Source organism: Streptomyces sp. NPDC037013 (genome assembly GCF_055607265.1).
On the sequence record NZ_JBVJRV010000003.1, the window covers coordinates 535,666 to 559,893 of the forward strand.

Here is a 24,228-nt window from a genome sequence, read left to right on the forward strand (position 1 = left end):
ACGGTCTGAGCGGGCCGGTCAGCGACGCATTCGTACCAGTCCGGACACGGCACCCAGTGCGGCCACGGCGGCCAGCGCGCAGGAGCACACCAGAAGCGCGTTCCCGGATGTATACGCTCCGGGAGCCCCTTGCGACTCGAGCCGGTTCAGGAAAAGCGCGCCGAAGCAGGCGACACCGGTCAACTGGCCGAGCTGGGTGACCGTCGCGAGCAGGCCGCTGGCGTCCGCCGCGTCCTCGGGCCGCACCGTGCCGAGCGCCCGGGTGAGGGTGGGGCTGAAGCCCAGCGAGAGCCCGGCGCCCACGCCGGTGAAGGCCGCGTAGAGCCAGAGTCCGCCGTCGCCGCCGTCCCGCAGCAGCAGCCCGACGGCCGTTGTCGACACCGCGGTGAGCGCGAAGCCGCCGGGGATCAGCGCGCGTTGGGCGGCCTGGGGCCAGCGCCGCCAGGTCAGCCCGACCAGGCCGAAGACCCCGGCGGTCGGCGCGAAGGTGAGTCCGGCCCGCAGCGCGCTGTCGCCGAGGCCGCCCTGGAGATGCAGGGTGAGCGCGAAGAGGAACCCCGCGTTCACGGCCATCACGGCGGCGAGCCGGAAGATCGCGAGGCCCATGCCGGGCGTCCGCAGGACCCTGGGCGCGATCAGCGGTGCCCCGCCGCGCCGGGCAAGACGGGACTCGTATCCGCAGAAGAGCGCGAAGCAGAGGACGGCGGCGGCCATCGAGAGCCAGGACCACAGCGGCCAGTCCTCCTGCTGCCCGAGCACCAGCGGCACGGTGAAGAGCGAGACCGCGGCGCCGAGCAGCAGCAGCCCGGCCGGGTCGAGCCCGCGCGCCCGGCCCGCCGCCCGCTCCCCCTCGTCGTCGGGCGGCAGCACGCGCATGGCCAGGGCCAGCAGCACCACCCCGACCGGCACGTTGACGAGGAAGACCGGGCGCCAGCCGGCGCCGAACAGGTCGGCGCTGACGAGGACCCCGCCGAGCACCTGCCCGGCGGCGGCGCCGGTCGCGAGGACCGCCGCGTACGCGCCGAGCGCCTTCACCCGTGCCTCGCCGGTGAAGTTGCGCTGGATCAGGCTCAGCACCTGGGGGATGAGCACCGCGGACCCGGCCCCTTGCAGCAGCCGGAAGGCGATCAACTCGCCGGTGCCCTGGGCCAGTCCGCAGGCGAGCGAGGCCGCCGTGAAGACGGCGAGCCCCACGAGGTAGACCCGGCGGTGGCCGAGGCGGTCGCCGAGCCGGGCGCCGGTGATCAGGAGTACGGCGTACGTGATGGTGTAGCCGGCGATGACCAGTTGCAGCCCGGCGCCGGACGCGTGCAGTTCGCCGCGGATGGTGGGCGCCGCGACATTGACGATGAAGGCGTCGAGCAGGGCCATGAACTGGGCGGCCAGCACGACCGCGAGCAGCGGCCCGGACCGTTTGTCGGTGCCGGGCGCTTTACTGGATGCGGGAGCCGGTCCCGCGGGGGCAGATGGGGTGGTCGTCGTCATGCCATGAGCGTGCGGGCGGTCCGGCAGGGGTGACGAGAGCCCGCCGATGCTGGTACTGACAGCACCTGTCAGCCACCGCGGCGGACGCGGACGATGGGGGACGTGACGACGATGACGACGGCGCACTCGGGGACGGGGACGGAGACAGAGCAGGAGACAGAACCGGAGCCGGGCCCGGGAGCGGGCGGGCGCGCGTCGGCGCGGCCGGCGGGGGCCGCCGCCGCACCGGGCCGGCCGGGCACGGCCCAGCGCCGCAGACCGGAGCTCGCCGCCTTCCTGCGCAGCCGCAGGGCGCGGGTGACCCCGGCCGACGTGGGCATGGCCCCGGGCCTGCGCCGCCGCACACCGGGGCTGCGCCGGGAGGAGGTCGCCCAGCTCTCCGGCGTCGGCGTCACCTGGTACACCTGGCTCGAACAGGGCCGCCCGATCAACGCCTCGCCCCAGGTCCTCGACGCCGTGGCGCGCACCCTGCGCCTCGACCGCCCCGAGCGCGAGCATCTGTACCACCTGGCCGAGGTGCCGTACGCGCCGGGACGCGAGGAGTCGGCGGAGGCGGTGGGCCCGGAGGTGCAGGGCATCATCGACGCCATGGACCCCCGCCCCGCGGTGGTCTACAACGCCCGCTTCGACATCCTCGCCACCAACCCCGCCTACCGCGACCTGTTCCTCCTCCCCCAGGCCCCCGGCACCGGCGTCCCGAACGTGCTGTGGTCGCTGTTCACCGTCCCCGCCCGCCGAGGAGTGCCCGCTGGTCTTCCGGGACTCGGAGCTGCCGATCATGGTGGCCACCCTGCGCAGCGCGTACGGCAGACATGTGGGCGAGCCCGCCTGGGAGGGGTTCGTGCGCAGGCTCTCCGCCGCCAGCCCGCACTTCGCGGAGCTCTGGAGCAGCGGGGACGTGATACCGCCGGGACGGCGCGTGAAGACGTTCCGGCACCGGGCCATCGGCGAGCTGCGCATGACGTCGCTCTCGCTGAGCATCGACGGGATGCCGGAGTGCCGGATCGTCGTGTACACCCCGGACGACGAGGAGAGCCGGCGCCACACGGCCGAGCTGCACCGCCGCAGGACACGCCGGTAGGAACCAGCACGGATACCGGCGCGGGAACCAGAAAATCCCGCCCCCTGATGGGGACGGGATTTCCGGACTGTGGAGCTAAGGAGAATTGAACTCCTGACCTCCTGCATGCCATGCAGGCGCTCTACCAACTGAGCTATAGCCCCTTGCGTTCTTCCCGCTCGGCGGGCGAACAAGAAGAACTTTAGCCTGCGACCAGCCGGAATGTGAAATCCGGGTCCGGCCGCCCGCCGGAGTGGTTCCGCGGGTGCTCAGTCGTCGTCGCCGAGCACCGGTTCCGGCAGCGTGCCGGCGTTGTGCTCCAGCAGGCGCCAGCCGCGCGCGCCCTGGCCGAGGACCGACCAGCAGCAGTTGGTGAGGCCGCCGAGGCCCTCCCAGTGGTGCGGTTCGAGACCGAGGAGACGGCCGATGGTGGTGCGGATGGTGCCGCCGTGGCTGACCACGACCAGCGTGCCGTTCTCCGGCAGCTTCTCGGCGTGCCGCAGGACGACGGGCGCGGCCCGGTCGGCCACCTCGGTCTCCAGCTCACCGCCGCCGCGGCGCACCGCCTCGCCCCGCTTCCACGCGGCGTACTGCTCGCCGAAGCGGGCGATGATCTCGTCGTGCGTCAGGCCCTGCCACTCGCCGGCGTAGGTCTCCTGGAGACCCTCCTCGTACGCGACGGGGAGGCCGGTGATCGCGGCGAGCTCACCGGCGGTGGCCGCGGCCCGCTTGAGGTCCGAGGCGACGATGGCGTCCGGCTTCAGGGAGGCCAGCAGCCGGGCGGCGCGCTTGGCCTGGGCGACGCCCGTCTCGGTCAGCTCGATGTCCGTGGAGCCCTGGAAACGGCGCTCCAGGTTCCAGGCGGTCTGGCCGTGGCGCCACAGGATGATCCGGCAGCCGCGGTGGGTCACCGAAGCTCACCGTCCAGGTCGGCCTCCTCCGCGGCCTGCTGCTCGGCGTGCTCGGCGGCCTTGCCGCGGGTGGCCTTGGCGTCCTCGGGGAGGTCGATCTCGGGGCAGTCCTTCCACAGGCGCTCGAGGGCGTAGAAGACACGCTCCTCGCTGTGCTGGACGTGGACCACGATGTCGACGTAGTCGAGGAGGATCCAGCGGGCGTCGCGGTCGCCCTCACGGCGGACCGGCTTGGCGCCGAGCTGCTTGTTCAGCTGCTCCTCGATCTCGTCGACGATCGACTTGACCTGGCGGTCGTTGGGTGCGGAGGCGAGCAGGAACGCGTCCGTGATCGACAGCACGTCGCTGACGTCGTACGCGATGATGTCGTGCGCGAGCTTGTCTGCCGCCGCCTGGGCGGCGACGGTGATGAGCTCGGTGGAGCGGTCCGTGGCGGTCACTGGTGAGCTTTCCTTCGGCTGGTGGATACACCCCAGGGTCTCACGGACCACGGACAGCACCCCAAAGGATTACGTCACCGCCCCGGCGCGGGTGGTTCGCCCACCCCGCGCCGGGGCCGCCGGCCTCTCCTGAAGACGGACCTCAGTCCGTCTTGTAGTCCTGGCCGAGGACCACGAAGACGTCGGCGTTCGGCGGCGTCTTGCCCTTGCGGACCGCGCCCGCCGGCAGGCCGAGGGTCTTGGCGACCTCGGTGGCCTGCGCCTTCTTGGCCGCGTCGGCGTAGGTGACCCGCGAGGCGGCCTGGGCCGAGGAGCCCGCGCCGCCGTCGATGAAGGTGTAGCCGCCGTTGACCAGGGTGACCCGGGCGTCCTGCGCGACGGCCTTCTTCCCGGAGGCGTTCTTGACGCCGACCCGGACGGCCGCGCCCTTCTCCGGGCTCTTCACCGCGCCGCCGAGGACGTCCTTGACCACGGTGTCGCCGGCCTTCTCGGAGAGCGTGCCGTCCTGGCGCACCGGCAAAAGCGTCGTCTTGTAGTCGCCGACCTTCGCCCGGTCGGCGAGCTTGGCGAGGAAGGCGCCGAGGTCCTTCTCCTCCAGCGAGGGGTCGAGGATCTGCGCGAGCGACTCGACGGTCGTCGTCGCCGCCTGCGGGTCCGACGAGAGCTTGCGCAGCACGCCCTGCATGACCTGCCCGAAGCGGGTGAGCTGGGCGGACTCCGGCTCGCCGGACGCGCGGTAGGTGGCGTAGGCGACCGCCATCGGCCCGCTCAGCGTCTGCTGTCCGCCCTTCTTCACGAGGGGCGCCTCGCCCTTCTTCGCCTTGGGGTCGGGCACGTCGGTGTCCGTGTCGACGTCGATGTTGCCGACGAGCTCGACGAGGTTCTCCAGGTACGGGGTGTCGAGCCGCCAGGTGCCCTCGACCTCGGTGCCGAGCACCGTGTCGATCGACTCGCGGGTGCCGGTCGAGCCGTCGTCGTCGACGGACTTGCCGAGCGTCGTCGCGGTCCCGTTCTCGTCCGACACGGCAAGGGAGTTGGGCAGCAGGACGGTGGCGCCGCGGTCGGTCGTGGCGTTGTTCACGAGGAGGGCGGTGGAGGTGCCGCCGCTCTTGGTGTTGTGCAGGTGGACGACGATGACGTCGCGTTTCTGCGGCCCGGATGCGGCGGCCGCGCCGCCGTTCCCGCCTTCCGACTGGCCGGGCAGCTTGCCCGCGAACCACAGGTAGCCGACGCCACCCGCGACGACGAGGGCGAGCACCACGACGAGCGCGACGACCCGCGAGCGGCCGCGCCGCTTGGCCTCCTCGCGCCGTTCGGTGCGACTCTCGGTGAACTTCAGCCAGTCGATGACGTCTTCGGAGTCCTCGTCCGGCTCCTCGATGAACGAGAACTGCTCGGTCTTGTACTCGCCCGGCTCGTGCTCGCCCGGCTGCGGGGCGGCCTCCCGTTCGGGATCGGGCTCCGGCTCCCGCGGCTGCTGCTGTGGCTGCGGTTGCTGCTGTGGCTGCTGCTGTTGCGGGATCCAGCCGGTGTCCTGGGTGGCCGCGGCGCCGTACGAAGTGCCGCTGTCGTACGAGGTACCGGTGTTGCCGTACGAGGTCTCGGGGTGTGCGTACGAGGTCTCGGGGGTGCCGTACGCGTTGTACGAGCCCGTGCCGGCGCCTTCTCCGTAGGCCCCGGCGCCTGTCCCGGTGCCGTAGGCCCCCGCGTCGTACCCCTGCTGCTCGTACCCCTGCTGCTCGTACCCGGGCTGCTCGTACCCCTGCTGCCGACCGCCCGCGTAAGGGTCGTACCCGTACTCCTGGCGCTGTTGCTGCTGGGGCACCTGCGGCTGCACCTGCTGGTACACCGGCCGCCCGTACTCGTCGTACCCGACGACCTCGTACTGATCAGCCGCGTACTCGCCCGCATACGGGTCGCTGCCCGCATAAGGGTCGTACTGTCGGTCGTTCACCGGTGCCCCTCTCGGCTCATTCGCCGCGGTACAGCTCACGCTTGTCGATATAACGCACCACACCGTCGGGCACCAGGTACCAGACAGGATCGCCCTTGGCGACGCGCGCGCGGCAGTCCGTGGACGAGATGGCCAGGGCCGGCACCTCCACCAGCGAGACGCCGCCCTTGGGCAGGCCGGGATCGGCCAGCGTGTGGCCGGGCCGGGTGACCCCGATGAAGTGCGCGAGGGAGAACAGCTCTTCCGTGTCCCGCCAGGTGAGGATCTGGCCGAGGGCGTCGGCGCCCGTGATGAAGAAGAGGTCCGTGTCGGGGTTGAGGGCACGCAGATCGCGCAGCGTGTCCGTCGTGTAGGTGGCTCCGCCGCGGTCGATGTCGATGCGGCTCACCGAGAACTGCGGGTTCTCGGCGGTCGCGATGACCGTCATCAGATAGCGGTCCTCGGCGGGTGACACCCGCTTGTCGCTCTTCTGCCACGGCTGTCCGGTCGGCACGAACACCACCTCGTCGAGGTGGAACTGCGCGGCGACCTCACTGGCCGCCACCAGGTGTCCGTGGTGGATCGGGTCAAACGTTCCGCCCATGACGCCCAGGCGGCGCTTGCCGTCGCTCACCGGACCGGTCGCTCGGCCGGTCTCCGGACCGGTAGGCATGTCCTGCTCTCCCATGCGTGCAGACCCTACCGGCCCGGCGGACGGGCCCTGTTTCAGCGGTCCCCTTAGGGGACGGTCCCGCTCAGCGGTCCCGGTTGAAGCGGGTGGTGATCCACAGGAGGAGCAGGAGGACGACGAACGCGCCGCCTCCGGTGAGGAGGGGGCTGAGGCTTTCGTGGTTGCCGCCGTGCTCGCCGCCCTCGGAGGCGAGAGTGACCAGCTGGGCGGCGTTGCTGTGGAGGCTCATCTCAGGCAGGACCTATCCGGAGGTGGGATGGACATAAAGACTTCCGGCCCATCGTAAGCGGGGGCCTCGTTCCGGCTTACGCCGACTCAGCCGTTGCGGTGGCCGGCGCCCTCGTCCGGGGTGCTCCCGTCGGCCTTGGGCGGCACGCTGTCCGTACCCTCGGCCTCCGTGCCCTTGGTCTCCGCGTCCGCGCGGTCGGCGCTCCGTTCGGGCATGTGTTCCACGCCGCGGACCGAGCCGTTGTCGCTGCTCTGCCGGTACCCGCGCAGCAGGAACCAGCCGACCAGGACGCAGCCGACGACCATGACGATCAGCACGATCCGCAGCAGATTGCCCGGACCCTGCCGCTCCGCGGCCTTGGCCGCCTCGGTGAGCCAGACGGCTCCGGGGTTGTGCTCCATGACGGATGACTCCTTCTGTGTGCTGCCCTGTCACGGTATCTCCGCCTAGGCTTGGCCCCACCTCGGGGGCAGGAGAGGACGAGACATGGGGGATGCGGCATGACCGACGACAACCACCGCGGCGGCGACGGCTGGGGCCACGAGCGTGTGCCGGGCCGGCAGCGCAGGCGCTTCCCCGGCATATCGTCGCGGGCGTACGAGCACCCGGCGGACCGCTCCGCCCTGGTGGCCCTGCGCAGGCTCACCGGCTTCGACACCGTCTTCAAGGCGCTCAGCGGTCTGCTGCCCGAGCGGAGTCTGCGGCTCCTGTTCCTCTCGGACTCCGTACGGGTCTCCGACGCCCAGTTCGCCCACCTGAACACCATGCTGCGGGACGCCTGCTACATCCTGGACCTGGAGAAGGTCCCGCCGATGTACGTCAACCAGGACCCGAACCCGAACGCGATGTGCATCGGCCTGGACGAGCCGATCATCGTGGTGACGACGGGGCTGGTCGAGCTGCTCGACGAGGAGGAGATGCGGGCGGTCGTCGGCCACGAGGTGGGCCACGCCCTCTCCGGCCACTCCGTCTACCGCACGATCCTGCTCTTCCTGACCAACCTCGCGCTGAAGGTCGCGTGGATCCCGCTGGGCAACGTCGCGATCATGGCGATCGTGACGGCCCTGCGCGAGTGGTTCCGCAAGTCCGAGCTGTCGGCGGACCGCGCCGGCCTCCTCGTCGGCCAGGACCTGAAGGCGTCTATGCGCGGCCTGATGAAGCTCGCGGGCGGCAATCATCTGCACGAGATGAACGTGGACGCGTTCCTGGAGCAGGCCGAGGAGTACGAGGCCGGGGGCGACCTGCGCGACTCCGTGCTGAAGATCCTCAACGTCCTGCCGCGCACGCACCCCTTCGCCACGGTCCGCGCCGCCGAGCTGAAGAAGTGGGCCGAGTCCCGCGACCACCAGCGGATCATGGACGGCCACTACCCGCGCCGCGACGAGGACAAGGACACCTCGGTCTCCGACTCCTTCCGCCAGTCGGCGTCGTCGTACGCCGAGGACGTGCGCACCAGCAAGGACCCGCTGATGAAGCTGGTCAACGACATCGCGGGCGGCGCCGGTGACCTGGGCGGCAAGCTGCGCGGGAAGTTCACGGGCCAGGGCGGCGACTCCCGGCGCGGGGGCCCGCAGGACGGCGACCCGCAGGACGGCGCGTAGCTCCGGGGCGGCCCCCGGCCCGCGGAAGGCCCTGCGGCTACGACGCGGAGAACGACGGCTGGGCCGAGGCCGCGAGCGATCCGCAGAGCGCGGTCGCGTCCCCCGTCGCGTACGGGTCGGTGCCGGCCGGGCCGCCCGCCTCCGCCTTCTCCCCGGCGAGCAGGGGCCGCAGGTGGTCCGCCGTGCCGGCCGCGCAGGACAGGGGGCCCGCCTGGGCGGTGGAGGCGATCAGCTCGGCCCGGTGCATCCGCAGGTCGTCGCGGTCGAAGCGGAAGTGCAGCTCGCGGCGGACGGTGAACAGGGACGCCTCGGCCCGGTCCGCGCCGGTCTCCTTGGCGCCGGTCCGCTCGGCGCCGGCGCCGGTGCCGGCGGGCCGCAGGGCGTACACGAAGGTGTGGTCCGAGGTCACCTCGAGCGTGCCTTTGCCGGTCTCGGCGATCCTGAGCACGCCGTCGGTCCTGACCCGCTTGTCGGCGAGCGCCGTCCTCCTCGGGTCGAACCGCACCAGCCACCCGGTGGCGGCATGCCGTCCGTCGGCCGCCGGGTGGGCGAAGCTCCGGTCGAACTGGCCGAACTGGTCCGGGTCGAGGAGGAGCCGCACGGAGCGCGGCGAGCGGCCGGTGAGCACGTCAGGGTCGAGCGAGGACTCGACCAGATACTCCTTGGCGGTGATCAGGGCGGCCATCACCTGGCTGTCCGCGAAGTGTGAAGTGCGGTGCACGGCAGGGAGGTTGATCCCGCCGGCGCCGACCCGGAACTGTGCGGCCGGGCTGTGCGCGTAGAGGTCGGCGACGCGCGTCGAGCCGGGCACGCGCCCCTTGGGGGCGAGCGGTATCACCGTCATGCGCAGCGGTTCGGGGCGCTTGGCCGCCGGGGAGTGGTACGGCTGTCGTACGCCCATGTAGATCGCCGTGCCGAAGGCGACCGCGATCAGGACGACGAGGATCACCAGCTGCCGGGAGAGGGACGTGTGGAGGGCGGGGCGGCGACGGACGGCGCGGGTGGGAACGTCCAGGCGCTCCTGCGCGGAGAACTCCTGGAGGCGGGCAGCCCGCACGAACGACTCGTCGAACACAACGGATCCGTACTCGTCCTCACCGCCTCCGGGAGCGCCCTCGGGCGCCCCCGCCGGTGGGTCTCCTGGCCGGCCCATACCTTCAGGGTAGGTCTCCGGGCGGTCGGGTAAACGCGCTGGTACGCGACAAGTTCCGACAGGTGTGCTCAGGGACCGGAGGGCGCGGCGGGCTCCGCGGGCCGGCCGGCCCCGGCGGAGACGGAGGGGCCGGCCGAGGACTCCTGCGCGGCGCTCTGCCCGACCTCGGTCGACGCGGGCGGGGGCACCTGGTCCCGGTCGCCCGACGAGGCGCCGCGGTAGACGGCGGTGAAGGCGAGGGCAACCATGCCGATGCCCATCAGGAGGGCGAGCATCCACGCTATGGGGCGGTGCCAGCGGAGCCGGCCGGGGTGGCGGCCCGGGCGGCCGTACCCGGCGTCGAGCACGTCGCGCTCGTAGGCGTCGTCGAGGTCGCCGTCGTGGCCGAATCCGCCGTCGTCCGGGCCGAAGCCGTCCTCGGGGAAATCGTCGTCCGCCGCGTCGGCGGAACGGCGCCGGGTGCGTGCCCGGCGGGCCTCGGCCTCGGATGCCTCGGCGCGCGCCTGGGCGGCGGCCAAAAGCCGCTCCACCGCGGAGGGTTCATGGACTTCCGCGGCCCGCACGAACTCCTCGTCGAAGACCACGGAGGCGAACTCTTCGTCCGCACCCCCGTGGTCACGGTCGTCGTCGGGCTCCCAGCCGTCCGGGAACGACGGCGTGCCCCCCACGTCCTCCGGCACCCCTCCAGAGTAGACCTGGACGGGGCAATTTGGGCAGCCGGTAAGGGAATTGTGCCGAGCCGGCAGTCAACCCTTCGCGGGCTCACCGCACATGGCCGTCGCCCGTCACGATGTACTTGGTCGAGGTCAGCTCGGGCAGCCCCATCGGGCCGCGCGCGTGCAGCTTCTGCGTGGAGATGCCGATCTCGGCGCCGAAGCCGAACTGGCCGCCGTCGGTGAACCGTGTCGAGGCGTTGACGGCGACCGTGGTGGAGTCGACGAGCTGGGTGAAGCGGCGCGCGGCCCGCTGCGAGGTGGTGACGATCGCCTCGGTGTGGCCCGAGGTCCACAGCCGGATGTGCTCGACGGCCTGCTCCAGGGTGTCGACGACGGCGGCCGCGATGTCGTACGAGAGGTACTCGGTCTCCCAGTCCTCGGTGGTCGCGGGCACGACGGTGGCCTTGGAGCCGTCCCCGTAGGTGAGGACGCGCTCGTCGGCGTGCACGGTCACCCCGGCCTCGGCGAGGGCGTCCAGGGCGCGCGGCAGGAACGCGTCGGCGATGTCCTTGTGCACGAGGAGCGTCTCGGCGGCGTTGCAGACACTGGGGCGCTGCGCCTTGGAGTTGATGAGGATGTCGACGGCCATGTCGATGTCGGCCTCGGCGTCGACGTACACGTGGCAGTTGCCGGTGCCGGTCTCGATGACGGGGACGGTGGACTCCTCGACGACGGTCCTGATCAGCGAGGCGCCGCCGCGCGGGATGAGCACGTCGACGAGGCCGCGGGCGCGCATCAGCTCGCGCACGGAGTCACGGTTCTCGCCCGGGACGAGCTGGACGGCGTCCGCGGGCAGCCCGGCGCCGTGCACGGCGTCGCGCAGGACGCGGACCAGGGCGGTGTTCGACGCGTACGCCGAGGACGAGCCGCGCAGCAGGACGGCGTTGCCGGATTTCAGGCAGAGGGCGGCGGCGTCCACGGTGACGTTCGGGCGGGCCTCGTAGATGATCCCGACGACGCCGAGCGGGACGCGGACCTGGCGCAGGTCGATGCCGTTGGGGAGGGTCGAGCCGCGGACGACCTCGCCGACCGGGTCGGGCAGGGCGGCCACGTCGCGCACGTCGGCGGCGATGGCGCGGACCCGCTCGGGGGTGAGGGTGAGCCGGTCGACGATCGATTCGCTGGTGCCGGCCGCGCGGGCGCGGGCGGTGTCCTCGGCGTTGGCCTCGACGATCTCGCTGGTCCGGACCTCCAGGGCGTCGGCGATGGCCAGCAGCGCGTCGTCCTTGGCCGCGCGTGGCAGCGGGGCGAGCGTGGCGGCGGCGCCACGGGCGCGGTAGGCGGCCTGGGCGACCGGCGAGAGGTTGTCGTACGGCGAGACGGGAGAGAGCGACGTCATGCCCGCAGGGTAATCCCCGCGCACGCGGCGTCCACCCGGTATTCCAGTCTCCGAGACCGGCCCGGGGGGCTGTTCCGTGTCGCCGCGGGACGACGGGTCAAAACGGGTGCACACCCACGGGAGTGGCCGGTAACGGGCCGTAACCCTCCGCTATCCGCTGGTGATAGGTGTCCCGACCGATCACTTCGAGCCCCACGATCTCCCAGGGCGGCAGCTGCGCGCTCTGGCGGTGCTCGCCCCACAGCCGCAGCGCGACCGCGGCCGCGTCGTGCAGATCGCGGGCCTCTTCCCAGTAGCGGATCTCGGCGTGGTCCGGCGCGTACCTGCTGGTGAGCAGAAAGGGGTGGTCGTGGGCGAGCTGTTCGAGACCTCGTCTGACCTCGTCCAGCGGGGCCTCGGCGCCCGAGACGCTCAGCGTGACGTGCCAGAGCCGGGGCGCGTCCACCGTCTCGCCCTCCTGGCTCTCGCGCTGGTCCGCCTCGCTCCCCCGGCGGGGGTCGCTCTCGTACACCGCGCCCGCGGCGACGCTCGTCAGCGCCCGCCCGGCCGGGCCGCGGGATGCCGCCCCTGGACGCACTCGCCTCACGACGGCCTCCTTTACGCAATGGTGATGCGGATACGCAATGGTCGTGCGGAACTGTCTTCACCAAAGTTGACCAGCCCAAGCCGTCCCGCGGGGCGGTTTTGGGGAGTTTCACCTCGCGGGAGCGGGCGGGCCGGTGCCGTTCGCGGCGGTTTTCGGCCGGGCCGCCCGTGATGGGTGGGGCGACTGGTCCGACGCGACCTGGGACTTCTCCGGCGCCTATCCGTGCAGCAGCACGAGGTCGTCCCGGTGCACGACCTCCCGCTCGTACGCAGGTCCGAGCTCGCGCGCCAGGTCCCGGGTGGAGCGGCCGATGAGCAGCGGGACCTCCTTGGCGTCGAAGTTCACCAGACCGCGCGCCACCGCCCGCCCCGCGCCGTCCCTCAACTCGACCGGGTCGCCCGCGGCGAACTCCCCCTCGACCCCGGCGATACCGGCCGGCAGCAGCGACTTGCGCCCCTCGACGACCGCCCGCACCGCGCCGTCGTCGAGGGTGAGCGCGCCGCGCGGCTCGGAGGCGTGCTGCAGCCACAGCAGCCGGTCGGCGGAGCGGCGGCCCGTGCGGTGGAAGTACGTGCCCGTGGCGCGGCCCGCGAGGGCGTCGCCTGCGTGACTCGCGGACGTCAGGACGACGGGGATGCCGGCGGCCGCGGCGATCCGGGCCGCCTCGACCTTGGTGACCATGCCGCCGGTGCCGACGCCCGCCTTGCCCGCGCTGCCGATCTCGACGTCTGCCATGTCGGCGGGGCCCCTGACCTCGTCGATGCGGGAGGTGCCGGGCCGTGCGGGGTCGCCGTCGTAGAGGCCGTCCACGTCGGAGAGGAGGACGAGCAGGTCGGCGTGGACGAGGTGCGCGACGAGGGCGGCGAGCCGGTCGTTGTCGCCGAAGCGGATCTCGTCGGTGGCGACGGTGTCGTTCTCGTTGACGACCGGCAGCGCGCCCATCGCGAGCAGCTGGTCGAGGGTGCGCGAGGCGTTGCGGTGGTGGGCCCTGCGGGCCATGTCGTCGGAGGTGAGGAGCACCTGGCCGACCCGTACGCCGTAGCGCGCGAAGGAGGCGGTGTAGCGGGCCACGAGCAGCCCCTGCCCGACGCTGGCGGCGGCCTGCTGCCTGGCGAGGTCCTTGGGGCGGCGCACCAGGCCGAGCGGGGCGAGGCCGGCCGCGATGGCGCCGGAGGAGACGAGCACGATCTCGCGCTCCGCCCCCGTGGCGCGGCTCTTGGCGAGCGCGTCGACCAGCGCGTCGACCCGGTCCGCGTCCAGGCCCCCCGATGCGGTGGTCAGGGACGACGACCCGACCTTGACGACGACGCGCCGCGCCTCTGCCACTGACTGCCTTGCCGCTGCCACGCTCTTCCCCAAGTGATCCCGATAAGTGAGCCCGATGCCCCGGCGGTACTCTCCGGACCTGCAATCTACGTGAGGCCACGGCCGGGGCGCCCGCCTGTTTCGAGGGGCGGACCGGGGTGCCGGTGACACGTCCGTAACGAAGTCAGAGTCGGAAACCGGCTCCGAGATTCAGTCTGTTTGCCCCTTTATCCGGTGATTGATGTCACGGAAGATTGCTAGGGAGCCACTGCGCGTCATACGGTCAGTGGTCGACTTCCCCCCATTCCCTCTTCATCCCCGCCAGGAGCCCAAGCCCGTGCCCTCTGCCGGACTCGTTCCCCGACGCATCGTGCAGCTGTCAGCGCTGTTCGCGATGTTCGCGCTCTTCGCGACCCAGCTCGCGACCGCGCTGATCCCCTATGTCCCGGCGTTCATCGCCGCGGCGGCCGCGAACCTCGCGCTCGACGTCTACCTGCAGTACAAGCAGCCGGGCCTCCTCTCCCTCCTCGGCAAGATCCGCTTCGACGTCACGGTCCGCCAGCTGCTGCGCGACATGCTGATCCTGGTGGGTCTGCTGCGCATCGACGGCATCGAGCCGCTGGCCGAGCAGTCTCCGCTGACCATCGCGCTGCTCTCCTTCTACGCCCTGCACTTCGGCTGCCAGGCCGTCGCCGTGCTGGTGCGCCGCACCCGCTCGCTGCCGATCGTCACGCGCAACATCGACACCTCGAAGCTGCACCTGACGGCGGCCCCGCCGCGGATCCTCTCCCGCCGCCAGGCCCACCGCCTGCTCACCTTCTCGGTGCCGACGACGATCGGCCTCCTGGTCACCGCGGCGACCACCGACGCGTTCTGGGGCGGCATCGGGCTCGCCGTCTCCCTCACGCTGATCGGCGCCGGCGCGCTCTACCTCGCCACCTGGCTGCTCCCGAAGAAGCGCGCCAAGAACGACCAGCAGGTCCTGGAGTGGCTCGACGAGTGGCTCGCGCAGTACAAGCCGACCGTCGCCATGTACTTCTCCGGCGGCTCCACCTCCGCCTACCAGGCCAACATGTGGCTCTCCACCCTCTCCGCGCTCGACGGCAAGCCGCTGATCGTGCTGCGCGAGCGGTTCATGGTGCAGAAGATCGACGCCACGGACGTGCCGATCATCTGCTTCCCGAAGGTCGCCACGATGTTCTCCCTGGAGACGTCGACGCTGAAGATGATGCTGCACCCGGCGAACGCCGCGAAGACCTCGCAGGTGCTGCGCATCCCCACGATCAAGCACGCCTTCATCAACCACGGCGAGAGCGACAAGCTCTCCTCCTGCAACCCCTACGCGAAGGCGTACGACGAGGTCTGGGTGGCGGGACCCGCGGCCCGCGACCGCTACCAGCTCGCGGACATCGGCGTCGAGGACAAGGACGTCGTCGAGGTCGGCCGCCCGCAGCTGTCCCCGATCCGCCCCTACTCCGGCGCGCCCACCGGGACGTACACGACCGTGCTGTACGCCCCCACCTGGGAGGGCTGGGACGGCAACCCCGGCAACACCTCGGTGGTCCTGGCCGGCGAGAACATCGTCCGTGAGCTCCTCGCCGACCCGGGCGTGCGCCTCCTGTACAAGCCGCACCCGATGACCGGCTCGCAGGACCCGCGCGCGGGCGCCGCCAACGAGCGCATCAAGGCGATGATCCTCGCCGCCAACGCCAAGCGCTCCGGGGCCCGCCCCGGAGCCGAGGCCGCGGCCGAGCTGACCCGCCGCACCGCCGAGCTGGACCGGCTCACCGCCCGGTCCTTCCGCAAGAGCGCCGACGAGCAGGAGCGGATGATGCTCCAGGGCTCCCCGGACGGCGACCAGCAGGCCGTGGTGGCCGCGGCGACGGCGGCGTGGGAGAACGCGTTCTGGGCCTCCTTCCCCGAGTGGGAGCACCAGATCATCACGTCGGCCCGCCCGGCGATCTTCTCCTGCTTCAACCAGGCCGACCTGCTGATCAGCGACGTCTCCTCGGTCGTCTCCGACTGGCTGAGCAGCGAGAAGCCGTACGCCGTCGCCAATACGGCGGGCCTGACCGAGGCGGAGTTCCGCGCGAGCTTCCCGACGGCGTCCGCGGCGACGATCCTCACCCCCGAGGCGGACGGCGTGGCGGGCCTCCTGCAGGCCGTGCGCTCCCCCGAGCTGGACTCCTACGCGGAGGCCCGCGCCGGGCTCAAGGAGCACCTCCTTGGCCCCTCGGACCCGCCCTCCCTGGTCCGCTTCAACGCCGCCGCGCTCGCCCTGTGCGCCAAGGCCGACGCCCGGCGCGCCCGCATGGACCAGCGCGTCGACGCCGACATCCCCGGCCAGCGCGTCGCCGAGGAGGCGGCCGAGGAGGCCGAGCAGGAGGCGTCGGAGCAGAACGGCGCGGAGGACGCGGTCACCGCGTAACCGCGACGCACGCGTCACCCCCCGGCACAGGGGAAGGGCCCCGGAGCACAAGCTCCGGGGCCCTTCTCGTCACCGCGGGAGGCGCTGGCGTGTCCGCGAAGTCGCGTCGTTCGCCTGAAGGGCGTGGCCCGCGGCGTCTGGTGCGTGCGATCGCAAGGCGGAGGGTCGCCCTCGTACCGGGCGTACTCGGGCGGGCCCGACAACGCGGCGAGCGCGTGTGCCAGGCGTCGCGGACCAGACGCGACGCCTGGCAAGACGCCCTAGAAGGGCTCGAAGCCCTCGTACTCCCGCTGGGCCTCGTCCCGCTCCGCCTCGCGGTCCTTGCGCCGCTGGGCGGCCGGGCGGGGCGCCTCCAGACGGTGGTCCTCGCCACGGCGTCCCAGCATCTCCGCGCCCGCCATCATCGTCGGCTCCCAGTCGAAGACGACCGCGTTGTCCTCGGGGCCGATGGCGACGCCGTCGCCGCTGCGGGCGCCGGCCTTCATCAGCTCGTCCTCGACGCCGAGGCGGTTGAGGCGGTCCGCGAGGTAGCCGACGGCCTCGTCGTTGTTGAAGTCGGTCTGGCGCACCCAGCGCTCCGGCTTCTCGCCGCGCACGCGGAACAGCGGCTCGCCGCCGATCTCCTCGCGCTTGACCGTGAAGCCGCTGTCGTCGACGGCCTTGGGCCGGATGACGATGCGGGTCGCCTCCTCCTTCGGCTTCGCGGCACGCGCCTCGGCGACCAGCTCGGCGAGGGCGAAGGAGAGCTCCTTGAGCCCCTTGTGGGCGACGGCCGACACCTCGAAGACGCGGTAGCCGCGCGCCTCCAGGTCGGGCCTGACCAGGTCGGCGAGGTCCTGACCGTCCGGCACGTCGATCTTGTTCAGGACGACGAGACGCGGGCGGTTCTCCAGCCCGGCGCCGTACTCCCGCAGCTCGGCCTCGATGACGTCGAGGTCGGAGACGGGGTCGCGGTCGGACTCCAGGGTCGCCGTGTCCAGGACGTGCACGAGCACGCTGCACCGCTCGACGTGGCGCAGGAACTCCAGGCCGAGGCCGCGGCCCTGGCTGGCGCCGGGGATGAGACCGGGCACGTCCGCGACGGTGTAGACGGTCGAACCCGCCGTCACCACGCCGAGGTTGGGGACGAGCGTCGTGAACGGGTAGTCCGCGATCTTCGGCTTCGCCGCGCTCAGCACGGAGATCAGCGAGGACTTGCCGGCGCTCGGGTAGCCCACCAGGGCCACGTCGGCGACGGTCTTGAGCTCCAGGACGAGGTCGCGCTCCTCGCCGGGCACGCCGAGCAGCGCGAAGCCGGGGGCCTTGCGCCGGGCGGAGGCGAGCGCCGCGTTGCCGAGGCCGCCGCGGCCGCCCTGGCCGGCGACGAAGGTGGTGCCCTGGCCGACCATGTCGGCGAGGACGTTGCCCTCCTTGTCGAGGACGACCGTGCCGTCCGGGACCGGCAGGACCAGGTCCTGGCCGTCCTTGCCGGAGCGGTTGTCGCCGGCGCCGGGCTGGCCGTTGGTGGCCTTGCGGTGCGGGCTGTGGTGGTAGTCCAGAAGGGTGGTGACGTCCTGGTCGACGACGAGGATCACGTCACCGCCACGGCCGCCGTTGCCGCCGTCCGGACCGCCGAGCGGTTTGAACTTCTCACGGTGAACGGAGGCACAGCCGTGGCCTCCGTTACCCGCGGCGGCGTGCAGCTCGACGCGGTCCACGAAGGTGGTCATGGTGGGGTGCCTCCAGAATTACGGAAATGTCACGTGCGGGGTGTTTCTATCTAGAACACGCGAAAGGCGGACCCGCTTCCCGAAACCGGGAAGAAGGGTCCGCCCTCGCAGAACTCGCTCGACGAGCGCCTGATCAGTCGGTACGACGGACTCAGGCGACCGGAACGATGTTCACGACCTTGCGGCCGCGGTGCGTACCGAACTCCACCGCACCGGCGTCCAGCGCGAACAGGGTGTCGTCCTTGCCGCGGCCGACGCCCGAGCCCGGGTGAAAGTGGGTGCCGCGCTGGCGGACCAGGATCTCACCGGCGTTGACGACCTGACCGCCGAAGCGCTTCACGCCGAGCCGCTGAGCATTGGAGTCGCGACCGTTCCGAGTGGACGATGCGCCCTTCTTGTGTGCCATCTTGTCTCAGTCCCTTACTTCGCAGCCGTGGGGATGCCGGTGACCTTGATCGCCGTGTACTGCTGGCGGTGACCCTGGCGACGGCGGTAGCCGGTCTTGTTCTTGTAGCGAAGGATGTCGATCTTCGCGCCCTTGTGGTGGTCCACGACCTCGGCCTGGACCTTGATGCCGGCAAGGACCCACGGGTCGCTCGTCACGGCTTCGCCGTCGACAACGAGCAGGGTCGAGAGCTCGACCGTGTCGCCAACCTTGGCAGTGGAAATCTTGTCAACCTCAACGATGTCGCCGACAGCAACCTTGTGCTGGCGACCACCGCTGCGCACGATGGCGTACACGCGGATCTCTCTCTCGCTCGGAACGGTGCCCCCGCAGTCCAGCCGTCCGCAGAAGCGGAACAGCCTCTCTCACGGCCTGGGCCCCGGAGGCCCACGTCACGAGAGGAAAAAGGTTTACGAGGGGTGGCGGTGCATAGGAACACGCCGACGGTCAAGGTTACGGGGCCCGCCCGACAGGGTCAAACCGGCCCCGTCCCCCCGCTCAGCGGACCGGCTTCTCACCGTCCTGCGGGAGCGGCTTGACGCCCCTGCACAGGTCCGTCTTGTCGGCGCTGCCCGGCCAGGCCACGGCCCGCGTGCGCTCGAAGTGCGCGCGGTAGGTGTCGTGCACCGAGTCGTCGTCGATCTTGACGATCGCCTCGTCGTTCTCGCGCAGGGCGGGCGCCGTGTAGTTCTGCGAACCGGTGAAGGAGACCTTGTTCGGCCGGCCGTCGTACACGCCGTCGATCAGCAGGTACTTCGAGTGGATGATGTAGGGCGCCACGAGCGGGGTGCCCGGGTGCAGCGGGTCCCGGTCGTCGTTGAAGCAGCGCACCGACGGGCCGCCCGACGCGTGCAGCTGCTCCCAGGTGCCGGGGGTGCCGCCCTGGCTCTTGGCGCTGTCCGTCTCCGCGTACAGGATGCTGACCGAGCAGCCCGCCTTCTGCAGCGAGACGAGCTTGTCGGCGATCTGCTCCCGGGTGATCTTGAAGATCGCGGCGCGGACCTTCGTGTGCCGGGTGGTGCCCGCGGCGTCCTTGTACGTGCACTGCACGTTGTTCAGGACGGAGTACATGGTGTCGGTCTCGTTGACCGTGCCGTTGCGCGGGAAGAAGTACGCCTTGTAGCGGCCGCTGCTGACCGTGCGGTAGTCCCAGTCCGCCCAGCGCTTGCCGGTCATGTCGGTGAAGTACTCGGCGTACGCGTCGTACATGGCGGGGTTGTCCGGCAGCAGCAGCGCGTCGTTGTAGAACTTCGTGTGCGCCGACGGCGTCGAGTTCGACGTGGTCTGCACGACCACGTCCCTGGCGCCCTCGACCTCGGAGAAGAGCCAGAACTTGTTGTGCATGATCGACTTGCCGTACGCCGGATTGCCCAGGCAGGACTTGTCCGTCGGGCAGAGCGAGACGAAGGACGACCCGCTCCGGTCCGTGCCGAGCTCCGTCTTCAGCCTGGCGTACGACATGTTCGTCGGCCGGTCGGTCCTGCTCGTCGAGTCGAGCAGGATCTGCACGTGCACGCCGCGGTGCCTCGCGTCGATCAGCGCGTCGACGATGGGGGCCTCCCACACGTGGTAGACCGCGACCTTGATCGTCGAGCCGGGGACCGCGGAGTTGGTCAGCTCGATCAGCCGGGTGCGCACCGCGTACTGCTGGTCGGGGGTGCCCTTCGGATCGTTGAAGATCGGGCCCTCGGTCCAGGTGGGTCCCGTGTCCGCCGAAGCGCTCCCCACGGAACCCGCGGCCTGGATCCCGGCCGCCGAGAGAACCGTGGCCAGCGCCACCGCCTGACGGCCGCCCTTGACCGGTTTCACGGCGCGGTGCCGCCCTGTGCCCCGCAGGCGCACGTGCGCCATCTGTCATCCCTCCCCTGACGCGGACACGCCGTCTCCCCAACGGCGCGCGCACGTCTCTGTTCGTTCGTCAGATCGCATGAGTTTTACAGGTAACTCCCCACGCTCCAAGGCGAGGGGGCGCACTTCACGCTTTCGGGCTGCAGAACAGCGTTTTCCGGACAGACCGGTGCCCCCTGCCCCCGCCGAGGCGGGAGAGGGGGCACCGGGTCGTGACGGGCTCAGCCCTCGTCGGACGTGCTCGCGGAGACACCGGACGACGTCTGCTCCGCCGCCGCGGCCTTCTTCGCCGTCGTCTTCGACGCCTTCTTGGCCGTCGTCTTCTTGGCGGCCGTCTTCTTGGCCGCGGTCTTCTTGGCGGCCGTCTTCTTCGCCGGCGCCTTCTTCGCGGCCGTCTTGCGCGCCGTCTTCTTGGCCGGCGCGGCCTCCTCGGCAGGAGCCTCGGCCTCGGCCTTAGCGACCGGCTTCTCCGCCGCCGGGACGACCACGACGGCCGTCTCCTCGGGCGCGGTCGGCGCGGTGGCCTTGCGGACCGCACGGCGGCGCGGACGGGGCGGCGCGGCGTCGGCGACGGGCGCCTGCGCCACGGCCTCGGCCACCGGCTCGGCGACAGGCTCCGCCTTGGGCGCCTCGGCCACGATCACCTCGGCGGCCCCGGGCTCGGCGCCCTGGTCCGTCTTGGGCGAACCGGCCGGCGACGTCGCCTTGCGGACCGCACGGCGGCGCGTACGTCCCTTCGGCGCGGCGTCCTGCTCCGGCGCCTCGGGAACCGCCTCGGTGTGCGCCTCCTGCGCCGCCTCGACGGCTGCGGGAGAGCCCACCATCGGGTCCTCGACGGCCGGCGCCTCGGTGCGCGCGACCTCGGACTCGACGACCGGGACCTCGGCGGCCTCGGCCTCCGCCTTGGCGGCCCGCTCGGCCTTCTCGGCGGCCTTGGCCCTGCGGCCCGACTTCTTCGCCTTCGGAGCCTCCTCCTTCGGGGGCTGCTCCTGCGAGGACTGCTCCTGCGGGGCGGCCTCCTCGCGGGGGGCGCCCGCCGGAGCCGAGGCCCGCCGGGTGGCGCGGCGCCGCGAGCGGCCACCGCGGGAGGCGGCGGCCTCGGCCTCGGCGGCGCTGCTGTACAGCTCCTCGTCCGCGACGAACTCCGGCTCGGGCAGCGCCATCGGCGCGGCCACCTCGGCCTCGACCTCGGCGGCGCTCTCGATGCCGTCGTCCTGCGCCTCATGGTCGTGCGTGTGCTCGTGACCGTGGTCCTGCTGGTCGGCCCCACCGCGGCCGCGCTTCTTGCGCTTGCCGCCGCCACCGGCGGAGGTGGGCTGCTCCATGTGGACGATGACGCCGCGGCCGTTGCAGTGCACGCAGGTCTCGGAGAAGGACTCCAGGAGCCCCTGGCCGACGCGCTTGCGGGTCATCTGGACCAGGCCGAGCGAGGTGACCTCGGCGACCTGGTGCTTCGTGCGGTCGCGCCCGAGGCATTCGAGCAGGCGGCGCAGGACCAGGTCGCGGTTGGACTCGAGGACCATGTCGATGAAGTCGATGACGACGATGCCGCCGAGGTCGCGCAGCCGCAGCTGACGCACGATCTCCTCGGCCGCCTCGAGGTTGTTCCTCGTCACGGTCTCTTCGAGGTTGCCGCCCTGGCCGGTGAACTTGCCGGTGTTGACGTCGACGACGATCATCGCCTCGGTCTTGTCGATCACCAGCGAACCACCGCTCGGCAGCCAGACCTTGCGGTCGAGCGCCTTGGCGAGCTGCTCGTCGATGCGGTACGTCGCGAAGACGTCGACCTCGGAGGTCCACCGGGAGAGGCGGTCCGCCAGGTCCGGCGCGACGTGCGAGACGTAGCCGTGGATGGTCTCCCACGCCTCGTCGCCGCTGACGATGACCTTGGAGAAGTCCTCGTTGAAGATGTCGCGGACCACGCGGACGGTCATGTCCGGCTCGCCGTAGAGCAGGCTCGGCGAGCTGGTGGTGGACATCTTGGCCTTCTTCTGGATGTCCTCCCACTGGCCCTGGAGCCGCTCGACGTCGCGGCGGAGCTCGTCCTCGCTCGCGCCCTCGGCCGCGGTGCGCACGATGACGCCGGCGTCCTCGGGGACGATCTTCTTGAGGATGGTCTTCAGACGCGCGCGCTCGGTGTCAGGGAGCTTGCGGCTGATGCCGGTCATGGAGCCCTCGGGCACGTACACGAGGTAGCGGCCCGGCAGCGAGACCTGGCTGGTCAGACGGGCGCCCTTGTGGCCGATCGGGTCCTTGGTGACCTGCACGAGGACCGACTGGCCGGACTTCAGGGCGGACTCGATGCGGCGGGGGCCGTTGGCCATCCCGAGCGCCTCGAAGTTGACCTCACCGGCGTACAGGACGGCGTTGCGGCCCTTGCCGATGTCGATGAAGGCGGCCTCCATGGACGGCAGCACGTTCTGGACCTTGCCCAGGTAGACGTTGCCGACGTACGACGTGGCCTGTTCCTTGTTGACGTAGTGCTCGACGAGGACGTTGTCCTCCAGAACACCGATCTGGGTGCGCTCGCCGTTCTGGCGGACGACCATCACGCGCTCGACGGCCTCGCGGCGCGCCAGGAACTCGGCCTCGGTGATGATCGGCACGCGGCGGCGGCCCTGCTCGCGGCCCTCGCGGCGGCGCTGCTTCTTCGCCTCGAGGCGCGTCGAACCCTTGATCGACTGGACCTCGTCGGCGCCGGTGCCCGGCTCGCGCTCCTCCTTCTTGCGGGGCTCGCGGACCTTGACGACCGTGCGCTCGGGGTCGCCGTCGGCCGGCTCGCCCTCGACGGAGTCACCGGCGCGGCGGCGACGGCGACGGCGGCGACGGCTGCTGCTGGAGCCGGAGCCACCGGCCTCCGCGCCGGACTCGTCGTCGGCGGCGTCGTCGTCGGAGTCCGCCTGCCCGGCGGCGTCCGACTCCTCGTCGACGGCCTGCTCGGCCTCCTCGGCGGCGTCCTCGGGCTCGCCCGGGACGTCGTTCTGCTCGTCCTGGTCGGCGGAGTCACCGCGACGGCGGCGACGGCCACCGCGGCGACGGCGGCGGCCCTGGCGCTCGCCGGCCTCCTCGCCGTCGTCGTCGGAGTCGGCCTGCTCGGCGGCGTCCTCGGACTCGCCGGACGGCTGCTCCTCGGCGGCCTCGACGGGCCTGCGCTCCTCGACGGCGGGCTGCTCGTCGGCGGCCCGACGGCGGCGGCGACGGCGCGGGGCCGGCTCCTCCTCCGCCACGGGGGCGGCGACGGGCTCGGCGGTCTCCTCCGCGGCCTCGGCGGCGGCCGCGGCGGCGGCGCGCTCCGGGGTCTGGAACATCGGCTCGGCGAACACCGGTGCCTGGAAGACGGCGACGGCGGGACGGGCCGGCTTGCGGCCGCCCTCGTCGTCGGCCTCGGCGGCGTTCTGCGCCTTGCGGGCCTTGTGGCCTGCGGGGGCGGAGAATCCGGCGGCGGCCGTCTTGCGGGTGGCGCGGCGGCGGCGCGGGGCCGGGGCCTCGGTCTCGGCGGCGGGCTCCGCCACCTCCGCGGCGGCCGGCTGCTCGGCGAGCTTCGCCGCCACCTCCTTCTCGGCGGCCTGCGGCGCACCGGCGGGAGCGGAGGCGGTACGGGTGGCGCGGCGACGCGCACGCCCCTTCGGCGCCTCCTCCTCGGCGACCGGCTCAGCCTGCGCCGGAGCCTCCGCCACAACGGCAGCAGTCTCCTCGGCAGCGGCCTGCGGCGCACCGGCAGGTGCGGAAGCGGTACGGGTGGCACGGCGACGCGCACGCCCCTTCGGCGCCTCCTCCTCGGCAACCGGCTCAGCCTGCGCCGGAGCCTCCGCCACAACGGCAGCAGTCTCCTCGGCAGCGGCCTGCGGCGCACCGGCAGGCGCGGAGGCGCGACGGGTCGCACGACGGCGCGCACGCGGGGCCGGAGCGGCCTCCGTCGCGGTCTCTTCCGCGACGGGCTCGGCGGCCGGGGCCGGGGCCTCGGCGGGCTCCGTCACCTCGGCGGCGGCCTGCGGCGCACCGGCGGGAGCGGAGGCGCGACGGGTCGCACGACGGCGCGCACGCGGCGCCGGGGCGGCCTCCGTCCCGGCCTCGGCCGGGGTGGTCTGCGCCGGAGCCTCGGTGGCCTCGGCCACCTCTTCGGTCTCTTCGGCCGCTACGGCGTCCTGGGGGGCGGGGGTGGCCGGTATGGCCGGAGCCGCGGCTTCGGCGGCGCCCGTCGGCGGGCCCGCGGGACGCGAGGCCGCGCGGCGCCTGCGGCGCGGCGGCAGGGTGTCGCTGGGGGTGTCGTTCTGCGAGCCCTCAGTGGGTTCGTTCGGCTCAAGCATGCGGGCGGTTCTCCCGTCACGCTCCCGGGCGCCGCGCCTGGT

The 24,228-nt window shown here is 72.2% G+C and carries 20 protein-coding genes, 1 tRNA gene and 1 pseudogene; 3 read left to right on the top strand and 19 right to left on the bottom strand.

Features of this window, described 5'->3' with window-relative positions:
• Positions 1–18: 18 nt before the first annotated feature.
• Both ACZ7DY_RS12300 and ACZ7DY_RS12305 read right to left on the bottom strand, forming a co-directional pair.
• Positions 19–1,485 carry an MFS transporter gene (locus ACZ7DY_RS12300; RefSeq protein ID WP_471133471.1) on the bottom strand — a complete coding sequence of 489 codons (1,467 nt, stop codon included), beginning with the start codon at positions 1,483–1,485 and terminating at the stop codon, positions 19–21.
• 68 nt (positions 1,486–1,553) lie between these two features.
• Positions 1,554–1,880 carry a hypothetical protein gene (locus ACZ7DY_RS12305; protein ID WP_471134599.1) on the bottom strand — a complete coding sequence of 109 codons (327 nt, stop codon included), beginning with the start codon at positions 1,878–1,880 and terminating at the stop codon, positions 1,554–1,556.
• On the opposite strand from ACZ7DY_RS12305, the pseudogene ACZ7DY_RS12310 reads away from it, so the two are divergent.
• Positions 1,762–2,566, top strand: a pseudogene (locus ACZ7DY_RS12310) (helix-turn-helix transcriptional regulator). The gene ACZ7DY_RS12305 and the pseudogene ACZ7DY_RS12310 sit on opposite strands and share 119 nt — an antisense overlap.
• Before the next feature lie 70 nt (positions 2,567–2,636).
• Here ACZ7DY_RS12310 and ACZ7DY_RS12315 read toward each other — a convergent pair.
• The 7 genes from ACZ7DY_RS12315 to ACZ7DY_RS12345 form a co-directional block, all read right to left on the bottom strand.
• Positions 2,637–2,709: transfer RNA gene (locus tag ACZ7DY_RS12315), tRNA-Ala, on the bottom strand.
• Positions 2,710–2,814: 105 nt separating this feature from the next.
• Entirely contained in the window at positions 2,815–3,456 is a 642-nt protein-coding gene (locus ACZ7DY_RS12320) for a histidine phosphatase family protein (protein ID WP_471133474.1), read from the bottom strand.
• The gene (rsfS, locus tag ACZ7DY_RS12325; RefSeq protein WP_471133476.1) at positions 3,453–3,896 is read right to left on the bottom strand and encodes a ribosome silencing factor; all 444 of its coding nucleotides are present in this window, start codon (positions 3,894–3,896) and stop codon (positions 3,453–3,455) included. Before rsfS ends, ACZ7DY_RS12320 begins: the two co-directional genes overlap by 4 nt.
• Before the next feature lie 142 nt (positions 3,897–4,038).
• A complete protein-coding gene (locus tag ACZ7DY_RS12330) occupies positions 4,039–5,850 on the bottom strand; it encodes a LytR C-terminal domain-containing protein (RefSeq protein WP_471133479.1) in 1,812 nt (603 codons plus the stop codon).
• Positions 5,851–5,866: 16 nt separating this feature from the next.
• Positions 5,867–6,517 (bottom strand): nicotinate-nucleotide adenylyltransferase, encoded by a 651-nt coding sequence (gene nadD, locus ACZ7DY_RS12335; protein WP_471133482.1) that lies wholly within the window; start codon positions 6,515–6,517, stop codon positions 5,867–5,869.
• 67 nt (positions 6,518–6,584) lie between these two features.
• Complete coding sequence (locus tag ACZ7DY_RS12340) at positions 6,585–6,749, bottom strand: hypothetical protein (RefSeq protein ID WP_150184080.1); 165 nt, start codon at positions 6,747–6,749, stop codon at positions 6,585–6,587.
• A gap of 86 nt (positions 6,750–6,835) precedes the next feature.
• Positions 6,836–7,150, bottom strand: coding sequence for a hypothetical protein (locus ACZ7DY_RS12345; RefSeq protein WP_471134600.1), 315 nt, complete (start codon positions 7,148–7,150; stop codon positions 6,836–6,838).
• A gap of 99 nt (positions 7,151–7,249) precedes the next feature.
• Between ACZ7DY_RS12345 and ACZ7DY_RS12350 the strand changes: the two genes are divergently transcribed.
• A complete protein-coding gene (locus ACZ7DY_RS12350) occupies positions 7,250–8,350 on the top strand; it encodes a M48 family metallopeptidase (RefSeq protein WP_471133485.1) in 1,101 nt (366 codons plus the stop codon).
• A 37-nt stretch (positions 8,351–8,387) separates the two neighbouring features.
• Here ACZ7DY_RS12350 and ACZ7DY_RS12355 read toward each other — a convergent pair whose 3' ends face one another.
• The 5 genes from ACZ7DY_RS12355 to proB form a co-directional block, all read right to left on the bottom strand.
• The gene (locus tag ACZ7DY_RS12355; RefSeq protein ID WP_471133488.1) at positions 8,388–9,503 is read right to left on the bottom strand and encodes an SCO2583 family membrane protein; all 1,116 of its coding nucleotides are present in this window, start codon (positions 9,501–9,503) and stop codon (positions 8,388–8,390) included.
• A 68-nt stretch (positions 9,504–9,571) separates the two neighbouring features.
• Positions 9,572–10,183, bottom strand: a complete 612-nt coding sequence (locus ACZ7DY_RS12360) for an SCO2584 family spore wall biosynthesis protein (RefSeq protein WP_471133491.1) — start codon at positions 10,181–10,183, stop codon at positions 9,572–9,574.
• Between the two features lie 82 nt (positions 10,184–10,265).
• Complete coding sequence (locus tag ACZ7DY_RS12365) at positions 10,266–11,558, bottom strand: glutamate-5-semialdehyde dehydrogenase (protein ID WP_471133493.1); 1,293 nt, start codon at positions 11,556–11,558, stop codon at positions 10,266–10,268.
• Positions 11,559–11,655: 97 nt separating this feature from the next.
• The gene (locus ACZ7DY_RS12370) at positions 11,656–12,144 is read right to left on the bottom strand and encodes a hypothetical protein (RefSeq protein ID WP_471133496.1); all 489 of its coding nucleotides are present in this window, start codon (positions 12,142–12,144) and stop codon (positions 11,656–11,658) included.
• Positions 12,145–12,360: 216 nt separating this feature from the next.
• The gene (gene proB, locus ACZ7DY_RS12375; RefSeq protein WP_471133498.1) at positions 12,361–13,491 is read right to left on the bottom strand and encodes a glutamate 5-kinase; all 1,131 of its coding nucleotides are present in this window, start codon (positions 13,489–13,491) and stop codon (positions 12,361–12,363) included.
• 295 nt (positions 13,492–13,786) lie between these two features.
• On the opposite strand from proB, the gene ACZ7DY_RS12380 reads away from it, so the two are divergent.
• Complete coding sequence (locus ACZ7DY_RS12380) at positions 13,787–15,877, top strand: hypothetical protein (RefSeq protein WP_471133501.1); 2,091 nt, start codon at positions 13,787–13,789, stop codon at positions 15,875–15,877.
• 260 nt (positions 15,878–16,137) lie between these two features.
• Here ACZ7DY_RS12380 and obgE read toward each other — a convergent pair whose 3' ends face one another.
• The 5 genes from obgE to ACZ7DY_RS12405 all read right to left on the bottom strand — a co-directional run bounded on the left by obgE (position 16,138) and on the right by ACZ7DY_RS12405 (position 24,186).
• Positions 16,138–17,586 (bottom strand): GTPase ObgE, encoded by a 1,449-nt coding sequence (obgE, locus tag ACZ7DY_RS12385; RefSeq protein ID WP_471133503.1) that lies wholly within the window; start codon positions 17,584–17,586, stop codon positions 16,138–16,140.
• 151 nt (positions 17,587–17,737) lie between these two features.
• A complete protein-coding gene (rpmA, locus tag ACZ7DY_RS12390; protein ID WP_010986870.1) occupies positions 17,738–17,992 on the bottom strand; it encodes a 50S ribosomal protein L27 in 255 nt (84 codons plus the stop codon).
• A 14-nt stretch (positions 17,993–18,006) separates the two neighbouring features.
• Entirely contained in the window at positions 18,007–18,327 is a 321-nt protein-coding gene (gene rplU / locus ACZ7DY_RS12395) for a 50S ribosomal protein L21 (RefSeq protein WP_127831517.1), read from the bottom strand.
• Positions 18,328–18,529: 202 nt separating this feature from the next.
• Positions 18,530–19,882, bottom strand: a complete 1,353-nt coding sequence (locus tag ACZ7DY_RS12400) for a phospholipase D-like domain-containing protein (RefSeq protein WP_471133506.1) — start codon at positions 19,880–19,882, stop codon at positions 18,530–18,532.
• A gap of 218 nt (positions 19,883–20,100) precedes the next feature.
• Positions 20,101–24,186: an Rne/Rng family ribonuclease gene (locus tag ACZ7DY_RS12405; protein WP_471133508.1), complete on the bottom strand. Its 4,086-nt coding sequence runs from the start codon at positions 24,184–24,186 to the stop codon at positions 20,101–20,103.
• Positions 24,187–24,228 lie beyond the last annotated feature (42 nt).